This is a genomic window from Streptomyces altiplanensis, from assembly GCF_053591575.1.
The window spans coordinates 1-21,026 of record NZ_JBSFUB010000059.1 but is presented as its reverse complement, the minus strand read 5'-3'; the positions used below and the strand labels follow the sequence as shown (position 1 = coordinate 21,026).

Here is a 21,026-nt window from a genome sequence, read left to right as displayed (position 1 = left end):
CCCCCGTGCGGCCGGCCCCCGCGTCACCGCAGTGCTTCCGCCGTGGCGCCGCCCCGCAGGAGGGCGGCGCCCAGTGGCGTCAGGGTGTGCAGGACCGCGTTCCCGTGGCGCAGGGTGACGAGGAGGCCCGCCTCGCGCAGGACGCACGCGTGCTGGCTCGCCGAGGCGAGCGACACCCCGGCCCTGCGGGCCAGCTCGCTCGTCGTACAGCCGCCGCCGATGGCCGCGAGGACCGCCGAGCGGGTCTGGCCGACCAGGCGGCCCAGGGGCGGGCCCGGGTCGTCCGAAGGGGCCGGGGCCTCGGCGTGGGTCACCGGGTAGACCAGGACGGGCGGCAGGTTCGGGTCGCGGTAGACGACCGGGGTGCCGCGGCAGAAGAACGAGGGCTGGAGCAGCAGGCCCCGGCCCCGCAGATACAGGTCCCGGTCGACCGGATAGTCGGCCTCCAGGACCGGCGGACGCCAGCGCAGCATCGGCGGGAGCGAGGCGAGGAGCTCGTCCGCGCCGCCGTCGAGCAGCGCGCGGCCCCGGGCCGCCCGGTCGGCTTCGACACGGGCCCGGATGTGCGGCCAGTACGGCTCGACGGCGGCGCGGTGGTAGCCGCGCAGGGCTCCGGCGAGCCGGCCGAGGATGTCGCCCCGGCGCCCGGTGAGCGGGGCGACGCCGTGCCGTGCCAATGCCGCACGGCCCGGCGGAGCCGTACGGTCCGGTCGGTGCGAGGCGGCCAGCAGGGCCAGTTCGGCGCGCAGCCGGTCGGAGGCGGTGGCCCGTAGCGCTTCGAGTCCCGCGTCCATGCCGCGCACCCCCTCACGGGGTGTCAGGAAATCCGGGAAATAACCCCTGTTCGGTATCACGGAGGCCAGCAGTCGTGTTTCACCATTCAACCGAGTCCGCGATTCCCGGCGCCATTCTCCGAACACCTTGGCACCGCGCCGGTCTCTTAATCTGTGAAAACTGAGGACTGTTTCCCATAACGCGTCCGGCCGGTCGGACAGCCGAACCCTCGACAAGTCAACACCGGAGAAATGAACACGCAGCACCGAAGCCCCATCTGTTGCATCCGCAATCGCCCCCCGCAGTCGAGTATGCATGCCATCACACGCCGTCACCACGGCCTTTCAGCCACAGTTGAAACGCATCGCGCGCCCCCCGCACCGAACGAAATGCTGTTCCCCGTCGGGCACGACACCGGAGTCACCGGAAAGGCACAGCGAAGGCCGTGGGGGGCTTCGCCGGGCCTGGCGGCGGTCGGCGAAGGGAACAGTTCGATGCCCGGCGGGGTATCAGGATGCGGTCGGCGGGTGGGGATCCGGCGACCGCATCCTGCCCTGCTTTCAGCAGAGAATGGCGTAATTCACCTGCTGTTGCTTTCTGTTGTTTCCTGAACTTTCCGTCGTCGGCACAACAGAGCGGCGGCACCTCCGCACGAGGTGCCGCCGCTTCTTTGTTGCGCCGGAGCCGTTGCCGGTCCGTTCGAGGGTTGGGGTGGACCGGCGGGAGCTCCGGTGGTCCCGCTAGCGCGAGTCGCTGCCCGTGGACTGCGCAGCCGCGCGGCCCGCCTCCAGGCGCGCCACCGGGATCCGGAAGGGCGAGCAGGACACGTAGTCCAGCCCCACCTCGTGGAAGAAGTGCACCGACTCCGGGTCGCCGCCGTGCTCGCCGCAGACGCCGAGCTTCAGGTCGGGGCGCGTGGCGCGTCCGGCCTCGACGGCCGACCGCACCAGCGAGCCGACGCCGTCCCGGTCGATCGTCTCGAACGGGGAGACCCCGAAGATGCCCTTCTCCAGGTACGCCGTGAAGAAGCTCGCCTCGACGTCGTCGCGGGAGAAGCCCCACACGGTCTGGGTGAGGTCGTTCGTACCGAAGGAGAAGAACTGCGCGGCCTCGGCGATCTGGCCGGCGGTCAGCGCGGCGCGCGGCAGCTCGATCATCGTGCCGATGGTCAGCTTCAGCTTCGTGCCGGTGGCCGCCTCGACCTCGGCGATGACCTGGTCGGCCTCCTCGCGGACGATCTCCAGCTCCTGGACCGTGCCGACGAGCGGAATCATGATCTCCGCGCGCGGGTCGCCCTTGGCGTTCTTGCGGTGGGCGGCCGCCTCGGCGATGGCGCGGACCTGCATCGCGAACAGACCCGGGATGACCAGGCCCAGACGTACACCGCGCAGACCCAGCATCGGGTTCTGCTCGTGCAGCTTGTGCACGGCCTGGAGCAGGCGCAGGTCGTTCTCGTTCGCGTCCTTGCGGGACTCGGCGAGGGCGACGCGCACCGACAGCTCGGTGATGTCGGGGAGGAACTCGTGCAGCGGCGGGTCGAGCAGCCGCACCGTCACGGGCAGACCGTCCATCGACTCGAACAGCTCGATGAAGTCGGCCTTCTGGAGCGGCAGCAGCGCGTCCAGCGCCTGCTCGCGCTCGTCGTCCGTGTCGGCCAGGATCAGCCGCTCGACGAGCTCGCGGCGCTCACCGAGGAACATGTGCTCGGTGCGGCACAGGCCGATGCCCTGGGCGCCGAAGCGGCGGGCGCGCAGGGCGTCCTCGGCGTTGTCGGCGTTGGCGCGCACGCGCAGGCGGCGGACCCGGTCGGCGTACGCCATGATCCGGTGCACGGCGGCGACCAGTTCGTCGGCGTCGTCGGCGCCCGCGTGCATGCGGCCCTCGAAGTACTCGACGACCGGGGACGGCACGACGGGCACCTCACCGAGGTACACCTTGCCGGTGGAGCCGTCGATGGAGACGACGTCGCCCTCCTCTACGACGATCCCGCCCGGGGCCGTCATCCGGCGGCGCTTGGTGTCGACCTCGATCTCCTCGGCGCCGCAGACACAGGTCTTGCCCATGCCGCGGGCGACGACGGCGGCGTGCGAGGTCTTGCCGCCGCGCGAGGTCAGGATGCCCTCGGCGGCGATCATGCCGTCGAGGTCGTCCGGGTTCGTCTCACGGCGGATGAGGATGACCTTCTCGCCGGAACGCGACCACTTGACCGCCGTGTACGAGTCGAAGACCGCCTTGCCGACCGCCGCGCCCGGGGAGGCGGCGATGCCGCGGCCGAGCTTCTCGGTCTTCGCCTCCTCGTCGAAGCGCGGGAACATCAGCTGCGCGAGCTGGGCGCCGTTGACGCGCTGGAGCGCCTCGGCCTCGTCGATGAGGCCCTGGTCGACGAGCTGCGTCGCGATGCGGAAGGCGGCGCCGGCGGTGCGCTTGCCGACACGGGTCTGGAGCATCCACAGCTGGCCGCGCTCGATGGTGAACTCGATGTCGCAGAGATCCTTGTAGTGGGTCTCCAGCGTCTCCATGATCTGCATGAGCTGGTCGTACGACGCCTTGTCGATGTGCTCGAGGTCGGCGAGCGGCACGGTGTTGCGGATGCCGGCGACCACGTCCTCACCCTGCGCGTTCTGCAGGTAGTCGCCGTAGACGCCCTGGTGGCCGCTGGCGGGGTCGCGGGTGAAGGCGACGCCGGTGCCGGAGTCGGGGCCGAGGTTGCCGAAGACCATGGAGCACACGTTGACGGCCGTGCCGAGGTCGCCGGGGATGCGCTCCTGGCGGCGGTAGAGCTTGGCGCGGTCGGTGTTCCACGAGTCGAAGACCGCGTTTATGGCGAGGTCCATCTGCTCGCGCGGGTCCTGCGGGAAGTCGCGTCCGGCCTCGTCGGAGACGATCTTCTTGAACTTGCGGACCAGCTTCTTGAGGTCGGCCGCCTCCAGGTCGGTGTCGACCGTGACCTTCTTGGCGTGCTTGGCCTGCTCCAGCGCCTCTTCGAAGAGCTCGCCGTCGACGCCGAGGACGGTCTTGCCGAACATCTGGATGAGACGGCGGTACGAGTCCCACGCGAAGCGCTCGTCGCCGCCGGCCTGCTTGGCGAGGCCGGTGACCGACTTGTCGGAGAGCCCGATGTTCAGGACGGTGTCCATCATGCCGGGCATGGAGAACTTGGCGCCCGAGCGGACGGAGACGAGCAGCGGGTTGTCGGCCTGGCCGAGCTTCTTGCCCATCTTCTGCTCGAGGGCTTCGAGGTGCGCGCTGACCTCGTCGCGCAGGGCGTCCGGCGCCTCGCCGCTGTCGAGGTAGACCTTGCAGGCCTCGGTGGTGATGGTGAAGCCCGGAGGGACCGGCAGCCCGAGGTTGGTCATCTCGGCGAGGTTGGCGCCCTTGCCACCCAGCAGGTCCTTGAGGTCCCTGTTGCCCTCGGTGAAGTCATAAACGAACTTCTGCCCCTGGGGCTCGGTGGCTACCTGGGGTTCTTTGTTTTCCGACACGGGTCTCGACTCCTCGAGGACGCGGTGGCTGCCCTGACGGCGAGGAACATACCCAGATCGAAGGTGCCTGGGTACGTCCACCTGACTGTCATGCGGCCTTAACCACTCGTCCGCCAGCAGATCGAAAGTGATCAACTCTCCCGGAGCGATCAGCCCATTCGTTCAAGTGTTTTACACATCAACACGGAGAGCATCGAACTTTCCACATATAGACACCACAGAGTGACGGATGATTTGATCGATCAAAACAAAAGGAGGTGGCACCCAGTGCCACCTTTTGAGAGGTGCAGCCCCGCCTGATGTGCTCATCTGAGCAATGAGTACATCAGGCGTGGCGAGAATCACGTCACAGATGAGACCCGAACGAGACCCGGATCTCAGCCTCCGGACGTGTCCAGCTCGGCCTCCACGCTCACGCCCGAGCAGTCGTACGGGTCCTTCAGCCAGCCATCAGGCAGGACAACCCGCCCATTGCCGGACGAACGGCCGCGCGGCCCGTCCGCCCCTTCGGGCCACTCCTGGTCCAGATTGAGCTCGCTCAAGTGAGCGTCCATTTCATCCAGGGATGAGGAGATTGCAAGTTTCTTACGCATCTCCGAACCCACCGAGAAGCCCTTGAGGTACCAGGCGACATGCTTACGGAAGTCAATGACCCCGCGTGCCTCGTCCCCGATCCACTCCCCGAGCAGTTCCGCGTGCCTGCGCATCACCGCGGCGACCTCGCGCAGCGTCGGAGCGGCGTACGCGCCCGTGCCCTCGAACCCGGCGACCAGGTCCCCGAACAGCCACGGCCGCCCCAGGCAGCCGCGCCCGACGACCACGCCGTCGCAGCCGGTCTCGCGCATCATCCGCAGCGCGTCGTCCGCCGACCAGATGTCGCCGTTCCCGAGCACCGGGATCTCCGGCACGTGCTCCTTGAGGCGCGCGATGGCGTCCCAGTCGGCCGTACCGCCGTAGTGCTGGGCGGCGGTCCTCCCGTGCAGGGCGATCGCCGTGACGCCCTCCTCGACCGCTATGCGTCCGGCGTCGAGGTAGGTGAGGTGGTCGTCGTTGATGCCCTTGCGCATCTTCATCGTCACGGGCAGCTCGCCCGCGTTGGACACGGCCTCGTTCAGGATCGCCCGCAGCAGCGGCCGCTTGTACGGAAGCGCCGAGCCGCCGCCCTTGCGCGTCACCTTCGGCACCGGGCAGCCGAAGTTCAGGTCGATGTGATCGGCCAGGTCCTCGTCCACGATCATGCGGACCGCCTTGCCGACGGTGACCGGGTCCACCCCGTACAGCTGAATGGACCGGGGTGTCTCGGCCGCGTCGAAGTGGATCAGGTGCATGGTCTTCTCGTTGCGCTCGACCAGCGCCCTCGTCGTGATCATCTCACTCACGAACAGCCCCTTGCCGCCGGAGAACTCGCGGCACAAGGTGCGGAAAGGGGCGTTGGTGATGCCGGCCATGGGGGCGAGCACCACCGGCGGCTGCACGGAGTGCGGGCCGATGGACAGCGTGGGGGACAGGGGGAGCGCGGTCGTCATGGCCCCATTGTCCCGCACGACGAGAGTCGTTAGTGAGTCGTACTATCGACTCATGCCCGAGCTCAGCCACCGGCGGCGGTCGCTGGTGCTGGCGATCTGCTGCATGAGCCTGCTGATCGTCAGCCTCGACAACACCGCGCTCAATGTCGCCCTCCCTTCCATGCGGAAGGAACTGGGCGCGTCAGTCGCCGGAATGCAGTGGACGGTCGACGCGTACACGCTCGTCCTCGCCTCGCTGCTGATGCTCGCCGGCTCCACCGCCGACCGGATCGGGCGGCGCAAGGTCTTCAAGGCCGGGCTCGTGCTCTTCACGCTCGGGTCGCTGCTCTGCTCCCTCGCGCCGAACCTCGAATCGCTCGTCGCCTTCCGCATGGTGCAGGCCGTCGGCGGCTCGATGCTCAACCCCGTCGCGATGTCGATCATCACCAACACCTTCACCGAACCGCGCGAGCGGGCCCGGGCGATCGGGGTGTGGGGCGGGGTGGTGGGCATCTCGATGGCCGCGGGCCCGCTGGTCGGCGGACTGCTGGTGGACTCGGTCGGCTGGCGGGCGATCTTCTGGGTCAATCTGCCGGTCGGACTCGCCGCGCTGCTGCTGACCGTCCGGTACGTACCCGAGTCGCGCGCCCCGAAGGCGCGCCGTCCCGATCCCGTCGGACAGCTGCTGATCATCGCGCTGCTCGGGTCGCTCACGTACGCGATCATCGAGGCGCCCCTGGCGGGCTGGACGTCACCGCTCATCCTGACGTCCGCGGGAACGGCCGTCCTGTCCCTCGTGGGGCTCCTCGTGTACGAACCCCGGCGGGCGGAGCCGCTGATCGACCTGCGGTTCTTCCGGAGCGCGCCGTTCAGCGGCGCGACGGTGATCGCCGTGTGCGCGTTCGCCGCGCTCGGCGGCTTCCTCTTCATGAACACCCTGTACCTCCAGGACGTACGAGGGTTCTCCGCTCTGCACGCCGGCCTCTACATGCTCCCCATGGCCGCGCTGACGTTCGTCTGCGCACCGCTCTCGGGAAGGCTCGTCGGCAGCCGCGGACCACGGCTGCCGCTCCTGGTGGCCGGGGTCGCGATGGCGGCGAGCGGCGTGCTGTTCGCGGTCTTCGAGGCCGAGACGTCCACGCCCCTGCTGTTCACCGGTTACGTCCTCTTCGGCCTGGGCTTCGGCATGGTGAACGCGCCGATCACCAACACCGCCGTGTCCGGCATGCCGCGCGCCCAGGCGGGCGTCGCCGCCGCGGTCGCCTCGACCAGCAGGCAGGTCGGCCAGACGCTGGGCGTCGCCGTGATCGGCGCGGTACTGGCGGCCGGGGTGCACGGACGGTCGTACGACGACACCTCCGTGGCGGCGAGCAGGCCGGCCTGGTGGATCCTCACCGGCTGCGGACTGTGCGTGCTGCTGGTGGGGGCGCTGACCAGCGGGCCGTGGGCGCTGGGGTCGGCGCGGCGGACGGCGGCCCGGCTGGAGGGGGCCGAGGCCGGTCGGGTCTCGGCGGGCGCGGCGCGCTGAGGACGGTCCGGACGCACCAGTGGGCCCGGACCGCGGTGTGCGGTCCGGGCCCACTGCTGTGCCTGTGCCTGTGCCTGCCTGTGCCGAAAAGCAGGTCAGCTCTGGGCGTCCTGGGCGTCCTGAGTGCCCTCCGCGGCCGCCTCGCCGCCGTCTTCCCCGGTGGTGCGCTCGCGCATCTTGCGCAGCAGCTCCTCCTTCTGGTCGGCGGCCGTCCTGCGGTCGGCGTTGCGCGTGGGGCCGTTGTCCGCGAGTTCGGCGCGGGACATCCTCTTGCGCTGCCCGCCTACGCCGAGAAGGTTGTTGCGGCTCTTTGCCACGGGGTTCTCCCGAAGTGATGAGAAGTGATCTGCGGATTCGTCTGGTGGGGGGCGGACGGGGTCCGCCGCGCGCTCACTCGTAGATCTGGAAGAACATGCTTGTGAGAGTACCGGGCCCCGGCGCCGCCGGTCACCGGATTTTCTGCCGCCCGGCCCGGCCGGGGAACGCGAAGACCCCGGCTCCGCCGTGCGCAGCCGGGGTCTCGGAGACGTACGTACGCGTACGCCCGGGTCAGCAGCCGAGGAGACGGCCGCCCAGGTAGGACTGGATCTGGTCCAGCGAGACGCGCTCCTGCTTCATCGTGTCGCGCTCGCGCACCGTCACCGCGTTGTCGTCGAGGGTGTCGAAGTCGACGGTCACGCAGAACGGCGTACCGATCTCGTCCTGACGGCGGTAGCGGCGGCCGATGGCGCCCGCGTCGTCGAACTCGATGTTCCAGTTCTTGCGCAGGTCGGTCGCCAGGCCCTTGGCCTTGGGCGACAGCTGCGGGTTGCGCGACAGCGGCAGGACCGCGACCTTGACCGGCGCCAGGCGCGGGTCGAGGCGCATCACGGTGCGCTTCTCCATGACGCCCTTGGCGTTCGGGGCCTCGTCCTCGATGTACGCGTCGAGCATGAAGGCGAGCATGGCGCGGTTCACGCCGGCCGCCGGCTCGATGACGTACGGGGTCCAGCGCTCGCCGGCCTCCTGGTCGAAGAACGACAGGTCCTGGCCCGAGGCCTTGGAGTGGGCCTTGAGGTCGAAGTCGGTGCGGTTGGCCACACCCTCCAGCTCGGAGAACTCGCTGCCGCCGAAGTTGAAGCGGTACTCGATGTCGGCGGTGCGCTTCGAGTAGTGGGAGAGCTTCTCCGCCGGGTGCTCGAACCAGCGCATGTTCTCCTCACGGAGACCAAGCTCGCGGTACCAGCTCCAGCGCTGCTCCATCCAGTATTCCTGCCACTGCTCGTCCTCGCCCGGCTTGACGAAGAACTCCATCTCCATCTGCTCGAACTCGCGCGTGCGGAAGATGAAGTTGCCCGGCGTGATCTCGTTGCGGAAGGACTTGCCCATCTGCGCGATGCCGAACGGCGGCTTCTTGCGCGAAGTCTGCTGGACCTGGGCGAAGTTGGTGAAGATGCCCTGCGCGGTCTCGGGACGCAGGAAGGCGCGCGAGCCGGTGTCCTGGGTCGGGCCGAGGTGCGTCTCCAGCATGCCGGAGAACTGCTTGGGCTCGGTGAACTGGCCCTTGGTGCCGCAGTTCGGGCAGTTGACGTCGGCCAGGCCGTTCTCGGGGGCGCGGCCGTTGTGCTTGGCCTCGTACGCCTCGATCAGGTGGTCCGCGCGGTGGCGCTTGTGGCAGGCGGTGCACTCGGTGAGCGGGTCGGAGAACGTCGCGACGTGGCCGGACGCCTCCCAGACCTCGGGGGCCAGGATCACGGAGGAGTCGAGACCGACCACGTCCTCGCGCGCGATGACCATGGAGCGCCACCACTGGCGCTTGATGTTCTCCTTGAGTTCGACACCCAGCGGTCCGTAGTCCCAGGCGGCCCGGGAGCCGCCGTAGATCTCACTGCACGGGTAGACGAAGCCACGGCGCTTGCTCAGGCTGACGATGGTGTCGATCTTGTCGGCGGCCACGGTGCTCTCTTCATTACGACGACGACGAACGCGAATGATTCAGGTTACCGGCGCTCACACCCCCCGGATCAAATCGGTATCCCGGTAAGGGGGCCGGACCCGGATCACATCCGGCATTATTGACAATCGTTTCCACTTTTGTTGAAAATGGGTGTCATGAACGTACGACGACGCCTCATACCCACCGCCGCGACCGCCGGAGCCGTCGCACTCGGCCTGATGGCCGTCAGCGCCTGCTCCTCCTCCTCCGGCGCCGCCGACAAGGACGGCAACGGCAAGCTCGACGTGGTGGCGTCGTTCTACCCCCTGCAGTACCTCGCCGAGGAGATAGGCGGCGAGCACGTCGCCGTATCGACCCTGACGAAGCCCGGCGTCGAACCGCACGACCTGGAGCTCAGCCCGAAGCAGACCGCCGGGCTCGGCGAAGCGGACTTCCTCCTCTACCTCAAGGGCCTCCAGCCCGCCGTCGACGAGGCCGTCGCGCAGTCCGGTGTGAAGAACACCGTCGACGCCGCCGGCCTCACCCACCTCGAAGAGCACGGCACCGGGGCCGGCCACGACGAGCACGAGGGCGAAGAGCACGCCGGCGAGCACGCGGACGAGCACGCCGACGAAGACGGCCACGACCACGCAGGCGCCGCCGGCGACCCCCACGTCTGGCTGGACCCCGTGAAGTACTCCGAGGTCGCCAAGGGCGTCGGCAAGGCCCTGGAGAAGGCCGACCCCGACAACGCCGCCGCGTACAAGAAGAACACCGACGCCCTGGTCGGCAAGCTCGACGGGCTGCACGCGAAGTTCGAGAGCGGCCTGAAGAACACCGGCACCAGGACCTTCATCACCACCCACGCCGCCTTCGGCTACCTCGCCGAGCGCTACGACCTCAAGCAGGAAGGCATCAGCGGCCTCGACCCCGACTCCGAGCCCAGCCTGTCCCGCATGAAGGACCTCCAGAAGATCGCCGAGAAGGACAAGGTCACCACGGTCTTCTTCGAGACGCTCGCCAGCGACAAGACCGCCAGGACCCTCGCGGGCGACGCCGGCCTCAAGACCGACGTCCTGGACCCGCTGGAGGGAATCACGGACAAGTCCAAGGGCGATGACTACATCGAGGTCATGGAGTCCAACCTCGCCGCGCTGGAGAAGGCCCTCGGCGCGAAGTGAAGCAGGTCTCCCCCGTACGACCCGGCACCCCGGCATCACCCGCAGCATCGGAGGCGAGAGCCATGAAGCCAGAGCCAGAGCAGCCCGTCATATCCCTGCGCGGCGCCACGGCCACGCTCGGCTCACGCCCCGTGCTGCGCGGCGTCGATCTCACCGTGCACCGCGGTGAGGTCGTCTCCCTGCTCGGCGCCAACGGCTCCGGCAAGTCGACGGCGGTACGTTCCGTGATCGGCCAGGTGCCGCTCACCGGCGGCACCGTCGACCTCTTCGGTACGCCGCTGCGCCGCTTCCGCGACTGGGCGCGCGTCGGGTACGTACCGCAGCGCACCACGGCCGCGAGCGGCGTTCCCGCGACCGTGTACGAGATCGTCTCCTCCGGCCGCCTCTCCCGCGCGAAGCTGCGCTGGCCCTCGAAGGCCGACCGCGCCGCCGTGCACCGCGCCATCGGGCTCGTCGGGCTCGCGGACCGCACCAAGGACTCCGTGAACGCCCTCTCCGGCGGCCAGCACCAGCGCGTGCTCATCGCGCGGGCCCTCGCCGCCGAGCCGGAACTGCTGATCATGGACGAGCCGATGGCGGGCGTGGACCTGAACAGCCAGGAGATCCTCGCGACGACCCTGCGCGAGCAGGTGGCGGCCGGTACGACCGTGCTGCTCGTCCTGCACGAGCTCGGCGCCCTGGAGCCGCTGATCGACCGCGCGGTGGTCCTGCGCGACGGCTGCGTCACGCACGACGGGCCGCCCCCGGAGTCCCTGGGCCAGCACGCGCTGCCCGGCCACGACCACGTACACCCGCACGCGGCTTCCGAGCCCGTCCGCACAGGACTGCTGACCTGACTGATGGAAATCCTCGAAACAGCCTTCATGCAGCGGGCGCTGCTCGCAGCCGTCCTCGTCGGCATCACCGCCCCCGCCGTCGGCATCTACCTCGTGCAGCGCCGCCAGGCCCTGATGGGCGACGGCATCGGCCATGTCGCGATGACCGGTGTCGGCCTCGGCTTCCTGCTGAGCGCCAACCCGGTGTGGATGGCCGCGCTCGTCTCGGTCGCCGGCGCCGTCGCGATGGAACTGATCCGCTGGTACGGGCGCATGCGCGGCGACATGGCGCTGGCCATGCTCTTCTACGGCGGCATGGCGGGCGGTGTCCTGCTGATCAACCTCGCACCGGGCGGCTCCAACTCCAACCTCACCTCGTACCTCTTCGGCTCGCTGTCGACGGTCTCGGACGCGGACGTCGTCGCGATCTGTCTGCTCGCCGCCTTTGTGATGCTGGTCACGGTCGGACTGCGGCGTCATCTCTTCGCGGTCAGCCAGGACGAGGAGTTCGCGCGGGTGACCGGTCTGCCGGTGCGCGCCCTGAATCTGCTGATCGCGGTCACCGCGGCCGTCACGGTCACCGTCGCCATGCGCGTCGTCGGACTGCTGCTGGTCAGCGCGCTGATGGTGGTGCCGGTGGCGGCGGCGCAGCAGATCACCCGGTCGTTCAAGGTCACGTTCGTCCTGTCCGTGGTCATCGGCACGGTCGTGACGCTGGCCGGCACGGTGACCTCGTACGAGTACGAAGTGCCGCCGGGCGCGACGATCGTGCTGCTGGCCATCGCCGCCTTCTTCGTACTGACCGCACTGGCCGCTCCCCTGGCGAGGCGCCGGGCACGGGCCCTGGGCGAGGCGGAGGCCGGACCGGCGGGCGGCTGTAGCGTGGAGGCCGGCGGTCTGCCGGACACCCGGCGCCCCACTGACGACGCCAAGGTCTGACCGGCGGCCGGCAGCGACCTGGCAGAATGGCCCGGCATACGTACGGGCGACCAGAGGAGGCACCTGTGACGACTGCGGGAACCCCATCCCCGGTGCGCGGCCGGTCCACCCGGCAGCGGGCCGCCGTAGCGGCCGCGCTCGACGAGGTGGACGAGTTCCGCAGCGCGCAGGAGCTTCACGACATGCTCAAGCACCGGGGCGACTCGGTCGGGCTGACGACGGTCTACCGCACCCTTCAGTCCCTCGCCGACGCCGGCGAGGTGGACGTGCTGCGCACCAGTGAGGGCGAGGCGGTGTACCGGCGCTGCTCCAGCGGCGAGCACCACCACCACCTGGTGTGCCGGGTGTGCGGCAAGGCCGTCGAGGTCGAGGGCCCCGCGGTGGAGAAGTGGGCCGAGGCCATCGCCGCCCAGCACGGCTACGTGAACGTGGCCCACACCGTGGAGATCTTCGGCACGTGCGTGGAGTGCGCGGGCGCGGCGTAGGGACACGGGACGGGGCGGGGCACCGGACGCGGTCGCGCGTCCGGACGCCGGACGCCCGCCGGAATGCCGCCGCGCGCCGGCCGACCGGCTCGGCGGCCTCCGCGGCCCGGTCGGCGTCCCCGCCCCCGGTGACCCGCGGGGCGGGATCCCGGCGGCGGCCCCTCGGCCGGCCGCCGGCCCCTCGCCGCCGCCTACATGCTGCCCGCGGCGAGCTGCTCCTCGTTCGGGACCGCGCCGCCGAAGCGGCGGTCGCGGGAGGCGTACTCGACGCAGGCGCGCCACAGGTCGCGGCGGTCGAAGTCCGGCCACAGGACGTCCTGGAAGACCATCTCGGCGTACGCGCTCTGCCAGATCAGGTAGTTGGACGTGCGCTGCTCGCCGCTGGGGCGCACGAAGAGGTCGACGTCCGGCATGTCCGGGTAGTACATGTACTTCGCGAGGGTCTTCTCGTTGACCTTCGACGGGTCGAGCCTGCCCGCCGCGACGTCGCGCGCGACGGCCTGCGCCGCGTCCGCGATCTCCGCGCGCCCGCCGTAGTTGACGCAGAAGTACAGCGTCATGGCGTCGTTGTCCTTGGTCTGCTCCTGGGCGACCTGGAGCTCCTGGACGACGGACTTCCACATCTTCGGCATGCGGCCGGTCCACCGGATGCGGATGCCGAGCTCGTCCATCTCGTCCCGGCGGCGGCGGATGACGTCCCGGTTGAAGTTCATCAGGAAGCGCACCTCCTCGGGCGAGCGCTTCCAGTTCTCGGTGGAGAAGGCGTACAGGGAGAGGTTCTTGACGCCCATTTCCAGGCAGCCCTTGAGCACGTCGAGCACGACGCCCTCGCCGACCTTGTGGCCCTCGGTGCGCGGCAGTCCGCGCTCCTTCGCCCAGCGGCCGTTGCCGTCCATGACGATCGCCACGTGCTCCGGAACCAGCTCGCCGGGGATCTTCGGCGGCCGCGCGCCGGACGGGTGCGGTTCCGGCGTCTTGTATTCGCGCCGGTTACGGCCGAGAATCCCGCGTCGCGCCATGAGCTTTTCTCTCCCTCGATTCACTTCTCTACTTCTCCACGTACCGCAGCGAGCGCAGTCCGCGTTCCAAGTGCCAGTGCAGATAGGCCGACACCAGCCCACTGCCTTCCCTGACGTGCCGGGCCTCGCAGCTGTCCGCGGTCTCCCAGTCCCCCGTGAGCAGCGCGCTGAGCAGACCGACGGCCTCCGCCGAGGGTACGACGCTTCCGGGCACCCGGCAGTCGCCGCACACGACGCCGCCCGCCGCCACCGAGAAGAACCGGTTCGGACCGTCGAGGCCGCAGCGCGCGCAGTCGGTGAAGCTGGGCGCGTAGCCGTTGACGGCCAGCGAGCGCAGCAGGAAGGCGTCCAGGATGAGGTGGGGGGCGTGCTCGCCGCGGGCGAGGGTGCGCAGGGCGCCGACGAGCAGCAGGTACTGCTGTACGGCGGGCTCGCCCTCGTGGTCGGTGAACCGCTCCGCGGTCTCCAGCATCGCCGTACCGGCGGTGTAGCGGCCGTAGTCCGTGACGATGCCGCCGCCGTACGGGGCGATGGTCTCGCCCTGCGTGCACAGCGGCAGCCCGCGCCCGACCAGCTCGCTGCCGCGCGAGAAGAACTGCACGTCGACGTGCGAGAAGGGCTCCAGGCGGGCCCCGAATTTCGACTTGGTCCGCCGCACTCCGCGCGCGACGGCGCGTACGCGGCCGTGACCGCGGGTGAGCAGCGTGATGATCCGGTCCGCCTCGCCCAGCTTCTGGGTGCGCAGCACGATGCCGTCGTCGCGGAACAGGCTCATACGTCCATTCTCGCCCACCTCGCGACCGCACTCGCCTCGCCGGGTCCCGCAGCGCATGGCGTATGTCACAGACCCGCTTCTTCTCCGGTCACCGCCCACGCCGGCTGAGGGCATTGGCCGCCGCGACCTTGGCGCGCATCGTCTCGGCGATGGTGGCGGGGCGCACGTCGTCGGGAGAGCAGTCCCATTCCCGTCCGCCGCCGACGGGCCGGAGCCGAAGACGCGGCCCCTCGTTCCCCCTGACACATCCCACGCGCCCGGTGCGCGTATCGATGACGAAATCGCCTTCTTCCATTCCCTTTGACACTATGCGCGCCTCTTTCTTACCCTTTTTCCTTTTCTCCCTCCACCTTGAGGCCACGCATCCGAAATCGGCAGGACGACATGCTCTGCAACCCGCTGGCACCACAAGGGAGTTAACCCGTGGCCAACGCATGCGGCGCCCCGCCCCATCAAGGACACCTATGAGAAGTCATAAGCATGACTTATGGGGTCATAGGCAGGGGTCAGGTACCTGAGCAGGTAATTTCTTGCCTAGGGTGACGCTTGAGACAGTTGTCCAGTTGTCGCCGCTCGAAGGGAACCCCCATGCCCCGCCCCCTGCGGATAGCGATCGTCGGTGCCGGCCCCGCCGGGATCTACGCCGCCGACGCCCTGCTGAAATCCGAGGCGGCCTCCGAGCCCGGTGTTTCCATCGACCTCTTCGAGCGGATGCCCGCGCCCTTCGGCCTGATCCGTTACGGCGTCGCGCCCGACCACCCCCGCATCAAGGGCATCATCACCGCCCTGCACCAGGTCCTCGACAAGCCGCAGATACGCCTCTTCGGCAACGTCGACTACCCGTCCGACATCGGCCTGGACGACCTCCGCGCGTTCTACGACGCGGTGATCTTCTCCACCGGCGCGAGCGCCGACCGGGCGATGGACATACCGGGCATCGACCTCGACGGCTCCTACGGGGCCGCCGACTTCGTCTCCTGGTACGACGGCCACCCGGACGTCCCGCGCACCTGGCCGCTGGAGGCCGAGAAGGTGGCCGTCCTCGGCGTCGGCAACGTCGCGCTCGACGTGGCCCGCATCCTCGCCAAGACCGCCGACGAGCTGCTGCCCACCGAGATCCCGCCGAACGTCTACGACGGCCTCGCCGCCAACAGGGCGCGCGAGATCCACGTCTTCGGGCGGCGCGGCCCCGCGCAGGCGAAGTTCAGCCCGATGGAGCTGCGCGAGCTGGACCACTCCCCCACCATCGAGGTCGTCGTCAACCCCGAGGACATCGACTACGACGAGGGCAGCATCGCCACCCGCCGCGGCAACAAGCAGGCGGACATGGTCGCCAAGACGCTGGAGAACTGGGCGATCCGGGACGTCGGCGACCGGCCCCACAAACTCTTCCTGCACTTCTTCGAGTCGCCCGTCGAGGTCGTCGGCGAGGACGGCAGGGTCGTCGGACTCCGCACCGAGCGGACGCGGCTCGACGGCACGGGCAACGTCACCGGAACCGGCGAGACGCAGACGTGGGACGTGCAGGCCGTCTACCGGGCGGTCGGGTACCTCTCCGACGAGCTGCCCAAGCTGCCCTTCGACTTCACCACCGGCACCGTCCCGCACGAGGGCGGCCGCGTCATCGAGGCGGGCGAGCACCTTACGTCGACGTACGTCACCGGGTGGATCAAGCGCGGCCCCGTCGGCCTCATCGGCCACACCAAGGGCGACGCCAACGAGACCGTCGCCAACCTGCTGGCTGACCACGGCGCGGGCCGCCTGCCCGCGCCCGCCGCGCCCGCCGAGGACGCCGTGGTGGACTTCCTCGCGGCCAAGGGCGTGACGTACACGACGTGGGAGGGCTGGCACCACCTCGACAGCGCCGAGCGCGCGCTGGGCGCCGCCGAGGGGCGCGAGCGCGTGAAGATCGTCGAACGCGAGGCGATGCTGCGGGCGAGCGAGGCCCCGGCTCAGGACTGAGCCGTACGGGCCGGGCCCCGGCCCGTACGCGGCCACGGCGAGGGGACCGGCCCGCTCCCCTCGCCGGAGACCCGTCGCGGGATGGCGCCGGCGCGTCGCGCGTACGGGCGAGGACAGCGCTGCCGCCGGGGCGGCACGCGGGCCGCCTCACCCCCGGGGGAGCGGCAGGGCAGCGGTGAACGGCGGACGGTTCAGGACGGCGTGCGGGCGGTCGCGAGCAGCCGGACCGTGTCCTCGGGGCGGATCAGCAGCGCGCCGCCCACGATCGTCAGCACCTCGTGCTCGGCCGGGCTGTACGGGCCGTCGGCGAGGGCGATCCTGGCGCCCTGGAGCAGAATCGATTCACGGCCGCCGGGCGCGAGGTGCGGGGCCAGCGGTCCGAGCGCCTCGTGCAGTTCGATGGCGAGCGCGGCGCCGCAGGGCTCGCCGGTCCCTTCGTACGGCCCGGGAAGACGCCCGGTGTCGGCGGCGAGCGCGGCGATGAGGGTGGTGAGCTGGTCCTCGGTGCAGTCGTCGAAGCCGGCCGCGCGCACCGCGGCGACGGCGGTCACCCTGGCGGTACGGGAGGACGCGCCGCCCGCGGTGAGTACGGCGAGGGCGACGGTGTGGACGGCGTCGCGCAGCATCGCGGAGAGGCGGGCGGAGGTGGGGTGGTCGAGTGCGTCGGTGCTGAAGTGGTGCCGGCAGGCGGCGCATTCGACGACCGGGCCCTCGTAGCCGCGCGGCAGCAGCGGGACGCCGAGGACGGTGAGGCGCCTGCGGCCCGTGCGACGCCGGTAGTTGCGGTCGCCGCCGCAGCCGGGGCAGAAGAAGTCACCGTCGCCGACCGTGCTCCAAGCAGTGCGAATGCCCCATACGTATTGTTTCCGCCCTCGGACTGGCAGCACGTCGCACCTCCGTATCCGGCAACACTGCCGCTTTGACGTGATGTTAGCCACATCAGTGATGCCGCGTCAGTACCCCGTCGCGACAAGTGACGGCCCCGCCCACCGGTCCGGGTGGGCGGGGCCGGGCGGAACGTGAGGTCAGAAGCGGCCCCCCGGAGGATTCGGGGGGCCTGAACTCCCTTAGCGAGCGGCCCTGTTCACCGCCGACACGACCGCCTTCAGCGAGGCGCGCGTGGTGTTGGCGTCGATGCCGATGCCCCACAGCACCTTGCCGTCGATCGCGCACTCGATGTACGACGCGGCCTGGGCGCTCGCGCCCTCGCTCATCGTGTGCTCCTGGTAGTCCAGCAGCCTGGCGTCCACGCCGACCGCGCCCAGCGCCTCGAAGAAGGCCGAGATCGGGCCGTTGCCGGTGCCGGTCAGCACGGTGTCGACGCCGTCCACGACCGCCTCGACGGTCAGCGTGTCCTGGCCGTCCGTGTCGGTGGTGGTCTGGCCGGAACGCAGCTGGACGCGGCCCCACGCGTTCTCCGGGTTGGGCAGGTACTCGTCCTGGAAGACCGACCAGATCGCCTTCGGCGTGACCTCGCCGCCCTCGGCGTCCGTCTTGGCCTGGATGATCCGGGAGAACTCGATCTGCATGCGGCGCGGCAGGTCCAGCTTGTGGTCGTTCTTCAGGACGTACGCGATGCCGCCCTTGCCGGACTGCGAGTTGACCCGGATGACCGCCTCGTACGAACGGCCCACGTCCTTCGGGTCGATCGGCAGGTACGGCACGGCCCACTCGATCTCGTCGACCGTCTTGCCGGCGGCGGCCGCCTCGGCCTCCATCGCGTCGAAGCCCTTCTTGATGGCGTCCTGGTGGGAGCCGGAAAAGGCGGTGTAGACCAGGTCGCCCGCGTAGGGGTGGCGCGGGTGGACCTCCATCTGGTTGCAGTACTCGCTGGTGCGGCGGATGTCGTCGATCTGCGAGAAGTCGATCTGCGGGTCGACGCCCTGGGAGAAGAGGTTCATGCCCAGGGTGACCAGGTCGACATTGCCGGTGCGCTCGCCCTGCCCGAACAGGCAGCCCTCGATGCGGTCGGCGCCCGCCATGATCGCCAGCTCGGCGGCGGCGACGGCGGTGCCCCGGTCGTTGTGCGGGTGCACGGACAGGCAGACGTACTCGCGCCGGGACAGGTTGCGGGACATCCACTCGAAGCGGTCCGCGTGCGTGGACGGGGTCGAACGCTCCACGGTGGCGGGCAGGTTGAGGATGATCTCCCGGCCCTCCTCCGGCTGCCACACGTCGCAGACGGCCTCGCAGACCTCCAGGGCGAAGTCCAGCTCGGTGTCGGTGAAGATCTCCGGGCTGTACTGGTAGCCGAAGACCGTCTCCGGGCCCAGCAGCTTGTCGGCGTACTCCATGACCAGTCGCGTGCCGTCCACGGCGATCTGCTTGACCTGCTCCTTGGAGCCGCGGAAGACGACCCGGCGGAAGGTCGGCGCGGTGGCGTTGTACAGGTGCACGGTCGCGCGGCGGGCGCCGACCAGCGATTCCACGGTGCGCTCGATCAGCTCTTCGCGCGCCTGGGTGAGGACGGAGATCGTCACGTCCTCGGGGATCGCGCCCTCTTCGATGATGGAGCGTACGAAGTTGAAGTCGGTCTCGCCGGACGAGGGGAAGCCGACCTCGATCTCCTTGTAGCCCATGCGCACCAGCAGGTCGAACATCTCGCGCTTGCGGGCGGGGGACATCGGGTCGATCAGGGCCTGGTTGCCGTCGCGCAGGTCGGTGGACAGCCAGCGGGGCGCTTTGGTGATCCGCCGGTCCGGCCACGTGCGGTCGGGGATGTCGACGGCCTCGTACGCGCCGTACTTGTGGACCGGCATCCCGGACGGCTTCTGCAGCTGCGTCGCGTTGGTGATCGGCGTGGGGCGTCCAACAGGGGCGTTCATTGCGTGGGGCTCCTCGGTGTCCTGCGGAGGGGACGGCCGACGGTGTCGCTGCAGCACCAGACTCCGCGGGGAGGGGGTCGGCCTATAACTACAGACCCTCGCCGCGGCAGCTAAGGAGGAGCAGCCCGTAACGCATGATGTGCCGCAGCCTAGCCCAGGGGCGCCGGGAACGCCGGTCCTGTATCAGTATGCGGGACCGGTCACCGATAAGGGGTTGAGAGTGATCCTTCACTCGATTTCGTCAATCATGGTGACAAGGAGAGACACCTGGGTTACGCAGTGCCACATTGCCGTCATGAGAGCCACGCATCCCGTTTTCTGCACCATCGTGCCGCCCCACGTCCTCGACAAGCTGGCCCGGGCCGACGACCCCGCGCTCGCGGGCCCCGCCCGGCGGACCCTCGAAACGGACGCCGCGCAGCGCGCCCGCCGCCAGTTCGCCCCGGCGCTCGGCGCCACGCCGGCCGCCCCGCCCGGGGACACGGCCGCCCGCACCCCCCACCGCACCGTCCACGACGCGGGGCACCTCCGGAACCTGCCGGGCCGCAAGGCGCGCGGCGAGGGCGACGAGCCCCACCAGGACGCGACCGTCAACCGGGCGTACGCGGGTCTCGGCGCGACCTTCGAGCTGCTGCTGAAGGCGTTCGGCCGCGATTCGGTCGACGGCAACGGCCTGCCGCTCGTCGCGAGCGTCCACTACGGCGAGAACTACGGAAACGCCTTCTGGGACGGCGAGCAGATGGTCTTCGGCGACGGTGACGAGATCTTCCGCGACTTCACCCTCCCCGTGGACGTCATCGCCCACGAGCTGGCCCACGGCGTGACGCAGTACACGGCCAACCTCACGTACTTCGGCCAGTCCGGCGCGCTCAACGAGTCCGTGTCCGACGTCTTCGGCTCCCTGGTCAAGCAGTACGTCGACGACCAGAGCGCCGACCGGGCCGACTGGCTGATCGGCGCGGGCCTGCTGACCGAGCGGGTCACCGGAGTGGCCCTGCGCTCCATGAAGGCGCCCGGCACGGCGTACGACGACGACCTGCTCGGCAAGGACCCGCAGCCCGCGACCATGGACGACTACGTCCGCACCACCCGGGACAACGGCGGCGTCCACATCAACTCCGGCATCCCCAACCACGCCTTCTACCTGCTCGCCACCGCCCTCGGCGGCAAGGCGTGGGAGCGGGCGGGGCAGATCTGGTACGACACCCTGACCGCCGGGAGCCTGGAGGCCGACGTGGACTTCGCCGGCTTCGCCCGCGCCACCGCGGCCGCCGCGCGGGCCCGTTTCGGTGACGGTGAGGAGCGGGAGGCTCTGCTGAAAGCGTGGTCCCGGGTCGGGGTGCCTACCGGCTGAGGCGTATCCGTACTAGAACGGAGAGCATGCGAATCGCGGTAAGACGTACGGGAGGCTTCGCCGGCATCGAGCGGTATGCCGAGGTGGACACCTCGGAACGGCCCGATGCCGGTGAGTGGCATGCCCTGGCCGAGTCGGCGGTCGCCGAAGGCCGGGGCACACCGCCCGTCGGCGTACCGGACGGGTTCAGCTACCAGATCACGGTCGACGGGAAGACCGTCTACTGCGCGGACCCGCGGCTGACGGAGGCGCAGACCCGGCTCATCTCCCAGGTCCTCGAAGAAGGCGCGTGAAACCCGGCGCGCCGGGACAGATCTGGTCACCGGCGCCGGCACGGCCGTCCAGGTCACCCACGCGAAGACAGCGGCCCGGCTTCGAGGCACTTCGCGGCGGTACTGCGGCCCGCTCCCGACATGCCCGAGATGATCACCAGCTCGGGGATGGCCGCCTCGGCCGCCTCACCGTTG

At 69.9% G+C, this 21,026-nt stretch carries 18 protein-coding genes and 1 pseudogene; 8 read left to right on the top strand and 11 right to left on the bottom strand.

The window, feature by feature from the left end:
• Positions 1 to 23: 23 nt before the first annotated feature.
• From ACWD0Y_RS23605 to dusB, 3 genes are all read right to left on the bottom strand, one after another.
• The gene (locus ACWD0Y_RS23605; protein ID WP_450262302.1) at positions 24 to 1,040 is read right to left on the bottom strand and encodes an ArsR/SmtB family transcription factor; all 1,017 of its coding nucleotides are present in this window, start codon (positions 1,038 to 1,040) and stop codon (positions 24 to 26) included.
• Between the two features lie 474 nt (positions 1,041 to 1,514).
• Positions 1,515 to 4,256, bottom strand: a complete 2,742-nt coding sequence (gene ppdK, locus ACWD0Y_RS23600) for a pyruvate, phosphate dikinase (protein WP_450262301.1) — start codon at positions 4,254 to 4,256, stop codon at positions 1,515 to 1,517.
• A 377-nt stretch (positions 4,257 to 4,633) separates the two neighbouring features.
• Positions 4,634 to 5,782 (bottom strand): tRNA dihydrouridine synthase DusB, encoded by a 1,149-nt coding sequence (gene dusB, locus ACWD0Y_RS23595; RefSeq protein ID WP_450262300.1) that lies wholly within the window; start codon positions 5,780 to 5,782, stop codon positions 4,634 to 4,636.
• 52 nt (positions 5,783 to 5,834) lie between these two features.
• On the opposite strand from dusB, the gene ACWD0Y_RS23590 reads away from it, so the two are divergent.
• Entirely contained in the window at positions 5,835 to 7,289 is a 1,455-nt protein-coding gene (locus tag ACWD0Y_RS23590) for an MFS transporter (protein WP_450262299.1), read from the top strand.
• A gap of 95 nt (positions 7,290 to 7,384) precedes the next feature.
• On the opposite strand, the gene ACWD0Y_RS23585 is transcribed toward ACWD0Y_RS23590, so the two are convergent.
• Positions 7,385 to 7,606, bottom strand: a complete 222-nt coding sequence (locus ACWD0Y_RS23585) for a DUF6243 family protein (protein WP_450262298.1) — start codon at positions 7,604 to 7,606, stop codon at positions 7,385 to 7,387.
• 232 nt (positions 7,607 to 7,838) lie between these two features.
• On the bottom strand, positions 7,839 to 9,224 hold the full coding sequence (locus ACWD0Y_RS23580; protein ID WP_450262297.1) for a glycine--tRNA ligase: 1,386 nt from the start codon (positions 9,222 to 9,224) through the stop codon (positions 7,839 to 7,841).
• A 156-nt stretch (positions 9,225 to 9,380) separates the two neighbouring features.
• On the opposite strand from ACWD0Y_RS23580, the gene ACWD0Y_RS23575 reads away from it, so the two are divergent.
• The 4 genes from ACWD0Y_RS23575 (at position 9,381) to ACWD0Y_RS23560 (ending at position 12,624) form a co-directional block, all read left to right on the top strand.
• Complete coding sequence (locus ACWD0Y_RS23575) at positions 9,381 to 10,385, top strand: metal ABC transporter substrate-binding protein (protein WP_450262296.1); 1,005 nt, start codon at positions 9,381 to 9,383, stop codon at positions 10,383 to 10,385.
• A gap of 62 nt (positions 10,386 to 10,447) precedes the next feature.
• Positions 10,448 to 11,221, top strand: a complete 774-nt coding sequence (locus ACWD0Y_RS23570; RefSeq protein WP_450262295.1) for a metal ABC transporter ATP-binding protein — start codon at positions 10,448 to 10,450, stop codon at positions 11,219 to 11,221.
• A 3-nt stretch (positions 11,222 to 11,224) separates the two neighbouring features.
• A complete protein-coding gene (locus tag ACWD0Y_RS23565) occupies positions 11,225 to 12,139 on the top strand; it encodes a metal ABC transporter permease (protein WP_450262294.1) in 915 nt (304 codons plus the stop codon).
• Between the two features lie 65 nt (positions 12,140 to 12,204).
• Positions 12,205 to 12,624 carry a Fur family transcriptional regulator gene (locus ACWD0Y_RS23560; protein WP_450262293.1) on the top strand — a complete coding sequence of 140 codons (420 nt, stop codon included), beginning with the start codon at positions 12,205 to 12,207 and terminating at the stop codon, positions 12,622 to 12,624.
• A 191-nt stretch (positions 12,625 to 12,815) separates the two neighbouring features.
• Here ACWD0Y_RS23560 and ACWD0Y_RS23555 read toward each other — a convergent pair whose 3' ends face one another.
• The 3 genes from ACWD0Y_RS23555 to ACWD0Y_RS23545 form a co-directional block, all read right to left on the bottom strand.
• Complete coding sequence (locus tag ACWD0Y_RS23555) at positions 12,816 to 13,643, bottom strand: isoprenyl transferase (protein WP_093800924.1); 828 nt, start codon at positions 13,641 to 13,643, stop codon at positions 12,816 to 12,818.
• Between the two features lie 28 nt (positions 13,644 to 13,671).
• Positions 13,672 to 14,418, bottom strand: a complete 747-nt coding sequence (recO, locus tag ACWD0Y_RS23550; RefSeq protein WP_093800923.1) for a DNA repair protein RecO — start codon at positions 14,416 to 14,418, stop codon at positions 13,672 to 13,674.
• Positions 14,419 to 14,506: 88 nt separating this feature from the next.
• The gene (locus ACWD0Y_RS23545; RefSeq protein WP_450262292.1) at positions 14,507 to 14,713 is read right to left on the bottom strand and encodes a hypothetical protein; all 207 of its coding nucleotides are present in this window, start codon (positions 14,711 to 14,713) and stop codon (positions 14,507 to 14,509) included.
• A 293-nt stretch (positions 14,714 to 15,006) separates the two neighbouring features.
• On the opposite strand from ACWD0Y_RS23545, the gene ACWD0Y_RS23540 reads away from it, so the two are divergent.
• Positions 15,007 to 16,380: an FAD-dependent oxidoreductase gene (locus ACWD0Y_RS23540; protein WP_450262291.1), complete on the top strand. Its 1,374-nt coding sequence runs from the start codon at positions 15,007 to 15,009 to the stop codon at positions 16,378 to 16,380.
• A gap of 191 nt (positions 16,381 to 16,571) precedes the next feature.
• Here the strand turns inward: ACWD0Y_RS23540 and ACWD0Y_RS23535 are convergent, their stop codons facing one another.
• Together ACWD0Y_RS23535 and leuA are read right to left on the bottom strand one after the other, a co-directional pair.
• On the bottom strand, positions 16,572 to 17,267 hold the full coding sequence (locus tag ACWD0Y_RS23535) for a TerB family tellurite resistance protein (protein WP_450262290.1): 696 nt from the start codon (positions 17,265 to 17,267) through the stop codon (positions 16,572 to 16,574).
• A gap of 180 nt (positions 17,268 to 17,447) precedes the next feature.
• Positions 17,448 to 19,205, bottom strand: a complete 1,758-nt coding sequence (gene leuA, locus ACWD0Y_RS23530) for a 2-isopropylmalate synthase (protein ID WP_450262289.1) — start codon at positions 19,203 to 19,205, stop codon at positions 17,448 to 17,450.
• Positions 19,206 to 19,500: 295 nt separating this feature from the next.
• Between leuA and ACWD0Y_RS23525 the strand changes: the two genes are divergently transcribed.
• A complete protein-coding gene (locus tag ACWD0Y_RS23525) occupies positions 19,501 to 20,559 on the top strand; it encodes a M4 family metallopeptidase (protein WP_450262288.1) in 1,059 nt (352 codons plus the stop codon).
• A 26-nt stretch (positions 20,560 to 20,585) separates the two neighbouring features.
• Positions 20,586 to 20,852 carry a protealysin inhibitor emfourin gene (locus ACWD0Y_RS23520; protein WP_450262287.1) on the top strand — a complete coding sequence of 89 codons (267 nt, stop codon included), beginning with the start codon at positions 20,586 to 20,588 and terminating at the stop codon, positions 20,850 to 20,852.
• Between the two features lie 80 nt (positions 20,853 to 20,932).
• On the opposite strand, the pseudogene ACWD0Y_RS23515 reads toward ACWD0Y_RS23520, so the two are convergent.
• A pseudogene (locus ACWD0Y_RS23515) lies at positions 20,933 to 21,026 on the bottom strand (RNase adapter RapZ); the annotation flags it as partial.